Annotated in this window: 12 protein-coding genes; 7 read left to right on the top strand and 5 right to left on the bottom strand. The window is 62.0% G+C overall.

The window, feature by feature from the left end; all coding sequences use genetic code 11:
* Window positions 1–6 precede the first annotated feature (6 nt).
* The 3 genes from GTP69_RS13535 to GTP69_RS13525 form a co-directional block, all read right to left on the bottom strand.
* Complete coding sequence (locus GTP69_RS13535; RefSeq protein WP_161055384.1) at window positions 7–1,569, bottom strand: tryptophan halogenase family protein; 1,563 nt, start codon at window positions 1,567–1,569, stop codon at window positions 7–9.
* A 411-nt stretch (window positions 1,570–1,980) separates the two neighbouring features.
* Window positions 1,981–2,319 carry a P-II family nitrogen regulator gene (locus GTP69_RS13530; protein ID WP_019922031.1) on the bottom strand — a complete coding sequence of 113 codons (339 nt, stop codon included), beginning with the start codon at window positions 2,317–2,319 and terminating at the stop codon, window positions 1,981–1,983.
* A gap of 105 nt (window positions 2,320–2,424) precedes the next feature.
* Window positions 2,425–4,479: an NAD(+) synthase gene (locus GTP69_RS13525; RefSeq protein ID WP_161055383.1), complete on the bottom strand. Its 2,055-nt coding sequence runs from the start codon at window positions 4,477–4,479 to the stop codon at window positions 2,425–2,427.
* Window positions 4,480–4,572: 93 nt separating this feature from the next.
* On the opposite strand from GTP69_RS13525, the gene GTP69_RS13520 reads away from it, so the two are divergent.
* The 6 genes from GTP69_RS13520 (at window position 4,573) to mqo (ending at window position 10,322) form a co-directional block, all read left to right on the top strand.
* Window positions 4,573–5,706, top strand: a complete 1,134-nt coding sequence (locus GTP69_RS13520) for a GNAT family N-acetyltransferase (protein ID WP_161055382.1) — start codon at window positions 4,573–4,575, stop codon at window positions 5,704–5,706.
* Between the two features lie 149 nt (window positions 5,707–5,855).
* Window positions 5,856–6,599, top strand: coding sequence for an SDR family oxidoreductase (locus tag GTP69_RS13515; protein ID WP_161055381.1), 744 nt, complete (start codon window positions 5,856–5,858; stop codon window positions 6,597–6,599).
* 16 nt (window positions 6,600–6,615) lie between these two features.
* Complete coding sequence (locus tag GTP69_RS13510; protein WP_161055380.1) at window positions 6,616–7,032, top strand: putative quinol monooxygenase; 417 nt, start codon at window positions 6,616–6,618, stop codon at window positions 7,030–7,032.
* On the top strand, window positions 7,029–7,616 hold the full coding sequence (locus tag GTP69_RS13505) for a flavodoxin family protein (protein ID WP_161055379.1): 588 nt from the start codon (window positions 7,029–7,031) through the stop codon (window positions 7,614–7,616). Before GTP69_RS13510 ends, GTP69_RS13505 begins: the two co-directional genes overlap by 4 nt.
* Window positions 7,617–7,799: 183 nt before the next feature.
* A complete protein-coding gene (locus GTP69_RS13500; RefSeq protein WP_229260929.1) occupies window positions 7,800–8,465 on the top strand; it encodes a Crp/Fnr family transcriptional regulator in 666 nt (221 codons plus the stop codon).
* A 153-nt stretch (window positions 8,466–8,618) separates the two neighbouring features.
* A complete protein-coding gene (gene mqo, locus GTP69_RS13495; RefSeq protein WP_161055378.1) occupies window positions 8,619–10,322 on the top strand; it encodes a malate dehydrogenase (quinone) in 1,704 nt (567 codons plus the stop codon).
* A gap of 74 nt (window positions 10,323–10,396) precedes the next feature.
* On the opposite strand, the gene ppa is transcribed toward mqo, so the two are convergent.
* Window positions 10,397–10,936, bottom strand: coding sequence for an inorganic diphosphatase (gene ppa / locus GTP69_RS13490; RefSeq protein WP_161055377.1), 540 nt, complete (start codon window positions 10,934–10,936; stop codon window positions 10,397–10,399).
* Window positions 10,937–11,061: 125 nt separating this feature from the next.
* On the opposite strand from ppa, the gene GTP69_RS13485 reads away from it, so the two are divergent.
* The gene (locus tag GTP69_RS13485) at window positions 11,062–12,123 is read left to right on the top strand and encodes an MBL fold metallo-hydrolase (RefSeq protein ID WP_161055421.1); all 1,062 of its coding nucleotides are present in this window, start codon (window positions 11,062–11,064) and stop codon (window positions 12,121–12,123) included.
* 76 nt (window positions 12,124–12,199) lie between these two features.
* On the opposite strand, the gene GTP69_RS13480 is transcribed toward GTP69_RS13485, so the two are convergent.
* Window positions 12,200–13,396, bottom strand: a complete 1,197-nt coding sequence (locus GTP69_RS13480; protein ID WP_161055376.1) for a heme biosynthesis protein HemY — start codon at window positions 13,394–13,396, stop codon at window positions 12,200–12,202.

The following is a 13,396-nucleotide window of genomic DNA, read 5'->3' as shown; positions in this document are numbered from 1 at the left end:
GATAGTTCATGCCTCCATAAGTTTGTGATTAGGTGCGGCGCCCGCGGCCGCTTGCGCGGCAACATAGGCGCCGTGATCCGGCATCTGGGTAACGGCTTGCGCGATCATGCCGCGCAGCTCGGCGAAGTGACCGTGCACCGCGCGGATGTCGATCCGCTCAACCAGCGGGTCGTAACGCTTCGGCACCACGCCCAGGCCCATCATCATGGCCACGAACGACGGTTCGGCGAAGCCGGCGCGATCGACGATCGCCACCCGTCCCGTCTCGCGGAACAGTTCGATCTGGTGGCGCAGCGAATCCGGGATCGCCATGTCGGCGCAGTAGCGCCAGAAATCCGAGTCGTCGCGCTTGGTCAGCTTGTAGTGCAGCACGATGAAGTCGCGCACCGATTCGTAGCGCAGGCCCATCACGCGATTGAATTCGTTGGCCAGCGCCGGGTTGCAATCGCGTTCCGGGAACAGTTCCAGCAGCTTGCCCACCGCCGTTTCGATCAGGTTGATGCTGGTCGATTCCAGCGGCTCGATGAAGCCGGCCGACAAACCGATCGCCACCACATTCTTGACCCACGATTTGCGGCGGCGACCAGTGACGAAGCGCAGTTGGCGCGGCTCGTCCAGCGCGGCGCCGTCGAGACCATCGAGCAGCACGCGGCGCGCCTTCTCGTCGCTGGTGAAGCCGTTGCTGTACACGTAACCGTTGCCGGTGCGGTGCTGCAGCGGGATGCGCCACAGCCAGCCGGCCTCCCGGGCGGTCGAACGGGTAAACGGCGTCAGCTGTTCGACCGACGCGCACGGCACCGCCAGCGCGCTGTTGCACGGCAGGTATTCGCTCCAGTCTTCGTAGCCCGCCTTCAGCGTGCCTTCGATCAGTAGACCACGGAAGCCCGAGCAGTCGATGAACAGGTCGCCTTCGACGCGGCGGCCGTCGCGCAGCTTGACGGCGGTGACGAAGCCGCTCTCCGCATGCTGCTCGACATCGACGATCATGCCCTCGATGCGCTCGACGCCGCGCGTTACGGCATAGTCGCGCAGATACCTGGCGTACAGGCTGGCGTCGAAATGGAAGCCGTAGGAATAGGCGTCGGTCATGCCCGGCGTTTCCTCGTTCGGCGGCACGAACTTGCCATGACGCGCCATCACCGACGGCATCGACCAGTTCTCAATGTCGGGCATGTTGTTGAACGACTGCGCCAGCCGCAGCCAGTGCTGGTGCGCGGCGAAGCCGGCCAGCGGCGGACCGAAGTCGCCAAAGGCGTGGAAGAAGCGGTTGCCGATGTGGCCCCAATCCTTGAATTCGATGCCCAGCTTGAAGCTGGCCTGGGTCTTGGCGATAAAGTCGGCGTTATCCAGCCCCAGCGCTTCGTTGTAGACGCGGATGGTCGGCAGGGTCGCTTCGCCGACACCGATGGTGCCGATCTCGGGCGATTCCACCAGGATCACTTCGCACGGCTGGGTGGGATGGCGCGCCAGGCGCTGGGCCAGCGGGGCGGCCGTCATCCAGCCGGCGGTGCCGCCACCGACGATGACGATCCGGCGGATCTGGCCGCCATGCAGGTCATTGTTGCTCATGTCATCTCCTTAAAATGGCGCGGGGATGACAACGTTTTCATTGGTGCGCGAATAAGCGGCGGTGCGCTGCGCTGGAGTCAGGACAAGTTGGGGCACGGCCATGGCAATGGCCGTCGTCTGTAGCGTGATCAAAGTGTGTCTCCCTCATTTTTTTTATCCAGCCTCGGGTGCCGGTATATGCAAGCTAACATTAATGCGATCACCGAACAAATAGTTCCAGATTCAGTGTCGCTGTTTAACCTCACTCGCTAAACAAGAGGTAACAAGGGAAAATTCTTAGAAAACGCTGTCAATATAGATTTTATTTTGCACCTGAGCAAATCGGCAAAATTGGGTAGCGCTTCCACATCGGAAGTGAGTCGCAAAAAAAATGCCGGCTAAGCCGGCATTTCAAACAAGATGGAAAGCGTTTTACACAGCGTCCGGTCCCGTCTCGCCGGTGCGGATGCGGATCACCTGCTCGACGTTTTGCACAAAGATTTTGCCGTCGCCGATCTTGCCGGTGCGGGCCGCCTTGATGATGGCGTCCACCACCTGTTCGGCCACGCCGTCATCGACTACCACTTCGACTTTCACTTTTGGCAGGAAGTCGACCACGTATTCAGCGCCGCGATACAGTTCGGTATGGCCCTTCTGGCGGCCAAAGCCTTTCACCTCGGTGACGGTCAAACCCGTAACGTTGACCTCAGCCAGTGCCTCACGCACCTCGTCCAGCTTGAACGGCTTGATCACTGCGGTAATCTGTTTCATGACTTCTCCTTATATCCAAATCGAAAATCTTCAGGCCATAGACTGCATGCTTTGATTGTATTGTAATCGACCCTCGCGTGCTGTCCATGTACATAAGCTTATTCTTTACACATGCACCGGAATGGCGCGTAGTTCTTCCATCCAAACAACGCTTTGCGCATCGCTTGGTGCGCGCCAATCGCCGCGCGGCGACAGCGAACCGCCGCTGCCCACCTTCGGTGCATTCGGCACGCAGCTGCGCTTGAACTGGCTGGTGCGGAAGAAGCGGTCGAGGAAGATGCCGAGGTTCTTCGCGATCGCCGCCAGGTCGTACTGGTTGCGCGTGACGTGGTCACCATCCGGCCAGCGGCCCTGCTCCTTGTCCTTCCACGCCGTGTGCGACAGGAACGCCACCTTGGACGGATTGAAGCCGAAGCGCAGCACGTAATACAGGTTGAAGTCTTGCAGCTCGTACGGGCCGATGGTGCTTTCCGTGCGCTGCTCCGGCTGGCCGTCGGCGGTGCCGGGCACCAGCTCGGGACTGATCTCGGTGCCAAGGATGTCCAGCAGCACCTGCGCATCGTTGCGGCCGATAACGCCGGACTCGGCCACCCAGCGCACCAGGTGCGAGATCAAGGTCTTCGGCACGCTGGCGTTGACGTTGTAGTGCGACATATGGTCGCCCACGCCGTAGGTACACCAGCCCAGCGCCAGCTCGCTCAGATCGCCGGTGCCGATCACCAGCCCGCCGTGGTGGTTGGCCAGGCGGAACAGGTGGTTGGTGCGCTCGCCGGCCTGGACGTTTTCAAAGGTGATGTCGTACTGTTCCTTGCCCTCCGAGTACGGGTGGTTCAGATCCTTCAGCATCTGGATGCAGCTTGGGCGGATGTCGATTTCCTGCGCCGTGCAGCCGACCAGCTTCATCAACGCATGCGCCTGCTTCAGCGTGCGTTCGCTGGTGGCGAAGCCCGGCATGGTGTAGGCCAGGATGTTGGTGCGCGGCAGTTTCAATTTGTCCATCACGCGCGCGCAGACCAGCAGCGCGTGGGTCGAATCGAGCCCACCGGAAATGCCGATCACCACTTTTTTCAGGCCGCTGGTAGTCAGGCGCTGCGCCAGCGCCTGCACCTGGATGTGGTAGACCTCGTTGCAGCGCTCGTCGCGGCGGCGCGCATCGGCCGGCACGTACGGGAAGCGTTCGATGCAGCGCTTCAGCGCCAGCGGCTGGTCGCGTTCGAGTTCCAGCGGGAAGAACACGGTGCGGAACTTGCCAACCTCCGCCGCGTGGCGCTGCACCGATTGCGCGAAGGTATTCATGCGCATGCGTTCGCGCGACAGGCGCTCCAGATCGATATCGGCAAAGGTCAGCGACGGTTCGTCGACAAAGCGTTTGGCCTCGGCCAGCAGCTCGCCGTTTTCAAAGATCACGCCCTGCCCGTCCCACGCCATGTCGGTGCTGGACTCGCCGCCGCCGGCAGAGGTGTACAGGTAGGCGGCGATGCAGCGCGCCGCTTGCTGGCCGACCAGCTGGTTGCGGTAGTTGGCCTTGCCCACCAGCGCATTCGACGCCGACAGGTTGACCAGCACGGTGGCGCCGGCCAGCGCCGCGAACGACGACGGCGGCACCGGCACCCAGACGTCCTCGCAAATCTCGACGTGGAACTTGAGGAGCGGCAGGTCGGCCACTTCAAACAGCAGGCCGGAGCCGAACTGCACGCGTTCACCCAGCAAATCGATCTCGGTGGCGACAGCGTAATCGCCGCTGCTGAACTGGCGCGCTTCGTAGAATTCGCCGTAGTTGGGCAGATAGCTTTTCGGCACCACACCCTGGATCTGGCCGTTTGCGATCACCACCGCGCAGTTGTACAGCTGATGTTCCACCCGCAGCGGCGCGCCGACCACCACCGCCATCTTCCATTCGGTGGAAGCGTCGAGAATCGCCGCCAGGCCGTCCAGCACGCCGTCCAGCAAGGCGCGCTGATGGAACAGGTCGTCGCAAGTATAGGCGGCCAGACCCAGCTCGGGAAACGCCACCAGCGCCGCGCCTTGCGCAGCGGCCTGTTCGGCCAGCGCGATGGTCTGTTCGGCGTTGTAGGCAGGATCGGCAATGCGGCACACCGGCGCGGCTACCGCGACGCGGGCGAAATCGTGGGTGTACAGATTGAAGAAATTCGAAGCCATGTTGGGTCTTTCGCGTACGCAAAATCCGATTATCGCACGGGCAAAGCGCGCCCGCATGCGCTAGACTGGCACATCAACGTGGAAGGAGATAGTGTGGCAGAAGCAGAGTTTACGATCATAGACTCATTGGCGGAGGTCGACCCGGCGCAGTGGCAGGCGCTGGCTGGCGACAATCCCACGCTGAGCTACACCTTTCTGCACGCGCTGCACGAAACGCAATGCGCCTCGGACCGCACCGGCTGGTCGCCGCGCTACCTGGTGCTGTACCGGGACGGCATGCTGCAGGCCGCCATGCCGCTCTATCTGAAGGAGCACAGCCGCGGCGAATACGTGTTCGACCACGCCTGGGCCGACGCCTTCCACCGCAACGGCATCCCCTACTACCCCAAGCTGCTGTCGGCGGTGCCTTTCACGCCGGTGACCGGCAGCCGATTGCTGGCCCACACGGCGGAGGACCGCCAATTGCTGGCGCGCGCCGCACTGCAACTGGCGCAGCAGCTGGAAACCTCGTCGCTGCACATCCTGTTCCCCGACGAGCAGGACAAGCAGGCGCTGGCCGACGCCGGCTACATGCTGCGCGAAGGCGTGCAGTTCCACTGGGAGAACCAGGACTACGCCGACTTCGACGCCTTCCTCGCCACCATGAAAATGGACAAGCGCAAAAAACTGCGCCAGGACCGCCGCCGCGTGCAGGACGCCGGCATCCATTTCGAACACCTGGCCGGCCGCGCCATCACCGACGACGTGCTGCGCTTCTTCTACCAGTGCTATGTATCGACCTACCAGGCGCACTTCTCCAAGCCCTATCTGTCGCTGGCCTTTTTCCAGCGCCTGCTGGCGGAAACGCCGGACAGCCTGATGATCGTGCTGGCCAGGCGCGGCGAACAGCCGGTGGCGGTGGCGCTGAACCTGGTCGGCGGCAACATCATGTACGGCCGCTACTGGGGCACGCAGGAATTCGTCTCCGGCCTGCATTTCGAAACCTGCTACGTGCAGTCGATCGACTACTGCATCCAGCACGGCATCGCCCGCTTTGAGGGCGGCGCGCAAGGCGTGCACAAGATGTCACGCGGGCTGGTGCCAACGCCGACCTGGTCAGCGCACTGGGTGGCCGACCGCCGCTTCGCCGACGCCATCGCCGATTTCCTGGCCCAGGAAACCGCCGCCATGAACGATTACATCGACGAGTTGTCCGAGCACATCCCCTTCAAAGCCGCCAACGACTGACGGTGCCGGCGCGCCTCCCCTGACGAGTGGCGCGCGGCCGCACTTGATACCAATGGTTGAAAATGAATACGATTATTCATGACTACCGCCACCGTAATCAGACGCCCATACTGTGTTCATCAACCAAACACTCCCAAAAGGAACACATCATGAGCACCAATCTGAACGGTAAAGTCGCTTTCATCAACGGTGGTTCGCGTGGCATCGGCGCAGCAAGCGCCCGCCGCCTGGCACGTGAAGGCGCAACGGTAGCAATCGGTTACGCCTCGTCGGCCAGCGCGGCCGACGCGCTAGTTGCGGAAATCAAAGCCGACGGCGGCAACGCCATCGCCGTCAAAGCCGACGCCACCGATGCCGTCGCACTGACCAAGGCCATCGACGCCGTCGCCGCCCGCTTCGGCCGCCTGGACATCCTGCTGAACAGCGCCGGCGTGCTGCTGATGGGCCCAGTCGACCAGTTCTCGCTGGAAGATTTCGACAAAACCGTGGCGGTCAATGTGCGCGCCGTGTTCGTCGCCAGCAAAGCCGCCGCTGCCCACATGACCGACGGCGGCCGCATCATCAACATCGGCAGCACCAACGCCGTGCGCATGCCGTTCGCTGGTGGCGCCGCCTACGCCATGAGCAAAGCCGCGCTGACCGGCCTGGTCAAAGGCATGGCGCGTGACCTCGGCGCCCGTGGCATCACCGTCAACAACGTCGCACCTGGCCCGATCGATACCGAGATGAATCCAGCCACCGGCGACTTCGCCGCCACCCTGCACGGCATGATGGCCATTCCACGCCACGGCCACGCCGATGAAGTCGCCGCCATGGTGGCCTACCTGGCCGGTCCGGAAGCAGCCTTCGTCACCGGCGCCGACCTGCTGATCGACGGCGGCTTCGCAGCCTGATTCCAGGGAGCCCATCATGACCTCACAAAATCGCCTTACTTTTATTGTGCACCTGCCGGCCAAGCCGGAACGCTACGCCGAGCTGGAAGCGGGCGTGCGCCAGGTGCTGACGGATATGTCGCGCGAGCCGGATTTTCTGAATTGCACGCTGCATCGCTCTCAGAACGATCCCAACACGCTGGTGGTATATGAAACCTGGAGCTGCGACCGCGAGTACTTCCTGCAGCACCACCTGCCGCGCCACTATCGCGCCGAGTTCGAACGCGAATTGCCTGGCCGCCTGGCCGCCGAGCGCCGCATCGAATTCCTGGACGAGGTCAGCCCTGCCCTACGACTTACGGCAGAGAAGTTACCCCCCGTATCAGGCATAACAACATTGGCGGCTGCGTTCTATGCTGGCGGATCACCAATCACTTCAGGAGTAGCAAAATGACCAAAGCAATCGTCGCCGTGGTGTACCACTCGGGTTACGGCCACACCGCGCGCCAGGCCGAAGCAGTCAGCATTGGCGCCGCCCGCGTCGAAGGCGTGACCGCGCGCCTGTATCCCGTCGATGGCGTCGAAGCGCCGTGGGCGGAACTGGAACAGGCCGACGCCATCATCTTCGGCGCCCCGACCTACATGGGCGGCCCGTCGGCGCAATTCAAAGCCTTCCAGGATGCCACCTCGCGCACCGTGTATGCGGCCGGCGGCACCTGGCGCAACAAGCTGGCGGCCGGCTTCACCAACTCGGCCTCGCGCTCCGGCGACAAGCTGGCCAGCTTGCAGCAGATCGCCATCTTCGCCGCCCAACACGGCATGCACTGGATCAGCCTGGGTCTGCCACCGGGCAACAACTCCAGCACCGGTTCGGAAGAAGACTTGAACCGTCTCGGCTTCTTCCTCGGTGCGGCGGCGCAGTCGAATGCCAACCAGGGCGCGGACGTGGCGCCACCGCTGGCCGACCTGCGCACGGCCGAACATCTGGGCGCGCGCGTGGCTGAAACCGCCCTGCAATTCGTGCGTGGCCGCGGCTAAATCAAGGCCATGCTGCGGCGTCTTGGGGGTGCCGCAGCTTGCATGCTGGCTTAAAAATGTACGGGAATTTACGTAAGGGAGTAAAATAGCCGCGAATGAATCCAGTTTGCTTCACAGCAATTTCTATCGGGCCTATACTTTGAGCCCCCTTGGAAAGTTTTCTAGGAACGTGGCAAAGACAGCATGAATGCAGATTTTATAAAACAACGTAACCGCTTCAAATCCGCCACGATGAAGCGGATTGACGTCAGCGAAGACGCGTACAACCATGTAACCAATATCCTGGCGGGCATCGCCAAGCCGTTTCATGTACGCAAAGGCGAATACCTGCAACGGGCCGGTACGCCGGCCACGCAGGTGCACTGGCTGGCCAGCGGCGTGGCGCGCAGTGGTTTCTTCAATCGCGAAGGCGTGGAAGTCACGCTGCGCTTCTACCGCGAAGGCGAATCGGCCACCACCCTGACCGACCTGATCAGCGGGGAAAGTGGCCAGCCGGCGGTGCAGTTCCTGATCGCCGAGACGCCGATCCACGGCTTCACGCTGGACTGGAAGACCGCTTCCGACCTGCGCGCACAGCACGAGGTCATGCAGAACTACCATCTGAATATCGCCATGGCCGGCCTGCAAAGCATGGCCCAGCGCGCTTATAATAGCGGCGAGACGTCGGCACAAGAGCGCCTGACGGCGTTCCGCGAAGAGTATCCAGGCCTGGAAGCACGTATTTCGCAACGCGCGATTGCGTCCTATCTGGGCATCACGCCGCAATACATGTCGCGCCTGCGCCGTGAAGCCGAGGCAGAAGCCGAAGCCAACCTCGAAGACCAGCCAGCGCAAGCCCGCCAAGCCTGACCGCGCACGACGTACTCAACATAAGAACAAGGTTTGTGAATATACTTTCAGCTATCCGCCGTGACGGATAGCTGAGGTATGCACGCAAAACCACGGGGACAAGGGCCGAAAAGTGCCTATCACTTTCAATATTTCTCAGGAAGGTAAATCCCCATGACTCAAGCAGATAACAAGAATCCCAGTGGCAAGCGTTTCTCCCGGCGCCAGTTTATCGGCGCCGCTGTCGGCGCTGCGGCCGTATGGGGCGGTTACTCGATTTTCTTCGGCGGCCAATTCCGCGCCGCCAAGGCCGACCGTTCGGTTGACGTGCTGCTGATCGGCGGCGGCATCATGAGCGCCACGCTCGGCACCTATCTGACCGAGCTGGAACCAAAATGGACCTTCGAAGTATTCGAACGCCTGGACAAGGTTGCAGAAGAAAGCTCCAACGGCTGGAACAACGCCGGCACCGGTCACTCCGCGCTCTGCGAACTGAACTACACCCCGATGGACGACAAAGGCGTCGTGCATATTACCCAGGCAATCGGCATCAACGAGAACTTCCAGATCTCGCGCCAGTTCTGGTCGCACCAGGTACGCAAAGGCGTACTGGGCAATCCGCGTGAATTCATCAACTCGACGCCGCACATGAACCTGGTGTTCGGTCCGGAGAACCGCGAGTTCATCACCAAGCGCGTCGCCGCGCTGAAAGCCTCGCCGCTGTTCGCCGGCATGGAAATGACCACCGATCCGGTGAAAATCAAGGAATGGGTGCCGATCATGATGGAAGGCCGCAAGCCGGACGAGATGGTCACCGCGACCCGCTCGCCGCTCGGCACCGACGTCAACCTGGGCTCGATCACCCGCCAGTTCTACCAGCACCTGAGCAAAAACGGCAGCAAGATCACCACCGGCTTTGAAGTGCGCTCGATCACCCGCAACGACGATGGCTCGTGGCGCGTATCGGCGTTCGACATCAAGGACAAGTCCAAGATCCAGACGATTGACGCGCGCCACATCTTTATCGGCGCCGGCGGTGCCGCGCTGCCGCTGCTGCAATTGTCGGGCATTCCGGAAGCCAAGCAATATGGCGGCTTCCCGGTCGGCGGCGAGTTCCTGGTGACGGACAATCCAGCGATTACTTCGCGCCACCTGGCCAAGGTCTACGGCCTGGCGGATACCGGTTCGCCACCGATGTCGGTGCCGCACCTGGATACCCGCGTGCTGGATGGCAAAACTGTGCTGCTGTTCGGACCGTTCGCTACCTGGTCGACCAAATTCCTCAAGAACGGCTCGTATTTTGATATCGCCAAGGCCACCACGCCGTCGAATATCATTCCGCAGCTGCAAGTCGGCGCGCATGAATTTGCATTGGTCAAGTATCTGGCGCAGCAACTGGAGCTGTCGCGCGAAGACAAGATGAATGCACTGCGCCACTACATGCCGGAAGCGAAGGACGAAGACTGGCGCCTGTGGCAAGCCGGCCAGCGCGTGCAGATCATCAAGAACATGCCTGACAAAGGTGGCGTGCTGAAGCTGGGTACCGAAGTCGTGGTGTCGGAAGACCGCTCGGTGTCGGCCTTGCTGGGCGCATCGCCAGGCGGCTCGACCTCGCCGGCGATCATGCTGTCGCTGCTGGAAAAAGTGTTCCCTGAGCAGATCAAGAGCGCTGCCTGGCAGGAAAAGATTCGCGAAATCGTGCCGTCGTACGGCAAAAAGCTGAATGAGCATCCAGACTTGCTGGCGGCGGAATGGGCTGCCACTGCGGAAACCCTGCAGTTGACCATCGCCTCGCCTAGCCTGGAAGGCTTTGTTGCCGGCGCCACGCCGGACGCTGCGCCAGGCGTGGTGAAAAAAGTGCCTGATATCGCGCTGTAATCTGTACGCAACAACGAAAAAAGCCCCTCATTCTGAATGAGGGGCTTTTTTTTTCGCTCAGCAGAGTCTAAAACTCAGGCTGCTGGCTGTTTCTGGTAGTTGGCGACGCCGGCCAGGATTTCTTCCTTGGCGGCTTCTGGACCATGCCAGCCTTCGATCTTGACCCATTTGCCTTTTTCCAGGTCTTTGTAGTGCTCGAAGAAGTGCTGGATCTGGCGCAGGCGCAGTTCGTTGATATCTTCCGGCTTCTGCCAGTGGCTGTAGATCGACAGCACCTTGTCGACCGGTACGGCCAGTACTTTGGCGTCTTCACCGGCTTCGTCGGTCATTTTCAGCACGCCGATTGGACGGCAGCGCACCACCACGCCTGGGAACAGCGGGAACGGGGTAATGACCAGCACATCGACCGGATCGCCATCAGCCGACAGGGTGTTCGGCACGTAGCCGTAGTTGCATGGGTAGTGCATCGCGGTACCCATAAAGCGGTCAACGAAGATCGCGCCCGACTCTTTGTCGACTTCATATTTGATCGGATCAGCGTTCATCGGGATTTCGATGACGACGTTGAAGTCGTTAGGCACGTCTTTACCGGAAGGCACGTTGTTCAAGCTCATGGATTTTCCTCTGTTTACAGGCTGTGTTTAACCGCGTCATTATATCCAAGTACAGACTGCTTGTGCGACGCAACACCGTTGGGTATTTGTTATGATAATGGCTCTCCTTATTCGGATAACGCATGATGATCTTCCGCCAACTGTTCGATCCCACCTCCTCCACCTACACCTATCTGCTGGGTGATGGCGGCGAAGCCGTGCTGATCGACCCCGTCTACGAACAGGTGCCGCGCGACCTGGCACTGGTGCACGAACTGGGCCTGACGCTGCTGGCCACGCTGGACACCCACGTCCACGCCGACCATGTCACCGGCGCCTGGCGCCTGCGCCAGCGCAGCGGCAGCCGCATTGCCGTCTCCGCCGCGTCCGGCGCCGCCGAGGCCGATACGCCCCTGCAACACGGCGACCGCATCACCTTCGGTTCGCGCTACCTGACGGTGCGCGCCACGCCCGGCCACACCAGCGGCTGCCTGACCTATGTGCTGGACGACGAAAGCATGGCCTTCACCGGCGACAGCCTGCTGATACGCGGCTGCGGCCGCACCGACTTCCAGCAAGGCAGTCCGCAGCAGCTGTTCGCCTCGGTGCATGAGCAGATTCTCAGCCTGCCGGGCGCCTGTTTGCTCTATCCGGCCCACGACTATCGCGGCATCACCGTCACCAGCGTGGCGGAGGAGCGGCGCTACAACCCACGGCTGGGTGGCGATGTCGATGTCGGCGATTTCACCGGCCACATGAACAACCTCAACCTGCCGCATCCGAAGCTGATTGCGGTGGCTGTGCCGGCCAACCTGCGCTGCGGCAAGCCGGAAGGCGATGCGCCGACCGACACCCCGGACTGGGCGCCGCTGACCTTGCGCTTTAGCGGCGTGTGGGAAATCGAGCCGATGGCCTTGCTGGAACGGTTGAGCAAGGTGCAGATCGTCGATGTGCGCGAAGCGCCGGAATTCATCGACCGGCTGGGCCACCTGCATGGCGCCACGCTGGTGCCGCTGTCGGAGCTAACCGGCCGCATGGACGAGTTCGACCGCGACCAGCCGATTGTTGCCGTATGCCGCTCCGGGGTGCGCTCGGCGCAGGCCAGCGTGCTGCTGACCAAGGCTGGCTTCAGCAAAGTCGCCAACCTGGCCGGCGGCATGCTGCGCTGGAAAATCGAAGGCTACCCAGCCGACTCCGACCCTGCCTAAATTTGGAGTTAAGACCCCGGACAACACAAAAAAAATATCCGGACGAAAAAAAGGCCGGTGATGACCGGCCTTCTGTTTAGAGGATCGTCGCCAGTGCGCACTGGCGGTAGTGGTTGGCGGCTTCTTCGTCTTGTCCCAGCGCTTCGTGCAGTTGTGCCAGCTTCAGGTGCGATTCGCGCACCATGCGCGGGTCGGAGGCGTCCGACAAGGCTTGCTCCAGATAGCGCTGCGCCTTGCCCCACAGTTTCTGCTTCAGGCACAGCGAACCCAGCGTCAACGCCAGTTCGGCGTCGGTCGGACGGGCGTTGGCCCAGTTCTCGCAATGCTCGATCTGCATCAGCAATGCCGCCGAACCAGCCGGCGCGGCGGCTTCGCGGTAGGTGCGCACCACGCGGTCGTCCCAATCGGCGGCCAGCGATTCTTCCGCCACCAGACGCGCCTCGTCATGCAGGCCACGCGCATTCAGCGCGGCGGCGGCGCGGCACGCCACGTATGGCTTGATGCGATCGACCGTCGGCACCGTGCTCCAGACACGCTGCAGCGATTCAGCATCGTGCGACGCATCGGACAGCAAATCGTCATACGCCAGCTCACGCAGACGCGACGACAGGGCAGGATGCAGCGCGCGGTGCTTGTCCAGCGAGCGTACCAGGCGCAGCACTTCCGGCCAGTTCTTGGCCTGCTGCTGCGCTTTCAGCGACATCTGCAAGGCGTGAATGTGACGCGTGCCGCTGGCGTTCAGTTCGCGCACGGCTTCCAGCGCCGCTTCCGGCTGATGGTCGTCGACCAGCAGTTCGGTCATGGTCATCAGGCGCGCGGTTTTCATCGCATTGTCGTCCACCAGCTTGTTCAGCCACTGGTCGCGGCGAGCCGACTGGCGCATGCGGTGCGCGGCGCGGGCGCCGATCAGCGATGCGACGCCGACGTTTTCCGGCAATTCGGAAGCGCGCAGCGCGGCTTTCTCGGCATGGCCGAAACGGCCTTCAAACAGCGCCTTCAGCGCTTCGCGCAGGCCCTTGTTGCCATCGCGCTCGCGCTTTTGCTGGCGGTAGGCGGCGACCTTGCCCGGCATCTTGACGGTCGCTCGGAAGGCGCGGATCACGATGTACAGGAAGACGAACAGCGCCAGCTCCAGCACCACGAAGAAGTTCAGCGACAGGTCGATCCGGTGCGGCGGATAGAACAGCACCACATTGCCCGGATTGAAGCGCGCCGTCACGGCAATACCGATGGCGGCGGCCATCATGGCGACTAACCAGAGAAATAAACGCAT

It is taken from the genome of Duganella levis (assembly GCF_009857605.1).
GTDB lineage: Bacteria > Pseudomonadota > Gammaproteobacteria > Burkholderiales > Burkholderiaceae_D > Rugamonas > Rugamonas levis.
Note: the sequence above shows the minus strand (reverse complement) of the source record. Positions and strands in the feature narration are given on the sequence as shown.

Bases quoted from the DNA above. Each gene is read 5' to 3' on its own strand.
- GTP69_RS13535 (WP_161055384.1), bottom strand. From the start codon at position 1,569: ATGAGCAACAATGACCTGCATGGCGGCCAGATCCGCCGGATCGTCATC.
- GTP69_RS13530 (WP_019922031.1), bottom strand. From the start codon at position 2,319: ATGAAACAGATTACCGCAGTGATCAAGCCGTTCAAGCTGGACGAGGTG.
- GTP69_RS13525 (WP_161055383.1), bottom strand. From the start codon at position 4,479: ATGGCTTCGAATTTCTTCAATCTGTACACCCACGATTTCGCCCGCGTC.
- GTP69_RS13515 (WP_161055381.1), top strand. From the start codon at position 5,856: ATGAGCACCAATCTGAACGGTAAAGTCGCTTTCATCAACGGTGGTTCG.
- GTP69_RS13510 (WP_161055380.1), top strand. From the start codon at position 6,616: ATGACCTCACAAAATCGCCTTACTTTTATTGTGCACCTGCCGGCCAAG.
- GTP69_RS13505 (WP_161055379.1), top strand. From the start codon at position 7,029: ATGACCAAAGCAATCGTCGCCGTGGTGTACCACTCGGGTTACGGCCAC.
- GTP69_RS13500 (WP_229260929.1), top strand. From the start codon at position 7,800: ATGAATGCAGATTTTATAAAACAACGTAACCGCTTCAAATCCGCCACG.
- mqo (WP_161055378.1), top strand. From the start codon at position 8,619: ATGACTCAAGCAGATAACAAGAATCCCAGTGGCAAGCGTTTCTCCCGG.
- ppa (WP_161055377.1), bottom strand. From the start codon at position 10,936: ATGAGCTTGAACAACGTGCCTTCCGGTAAAGACGTGCCTAACGACTTC.
- GTP69_RS13485 (WP_161055421.1), top strand. From the start codon at position 11,062: ATGATCTTCCGCCAACTGTTCGATCCCACCTCCTCCACCTACACCTAT.
- GTP69_RS13480 (WP_161055376.1), bottom strand. From the start codon at position 13,396: ATGCGTTTATTTCTCTGGTTAGTCGCCATGATGGCCGCCGCCATCGGT.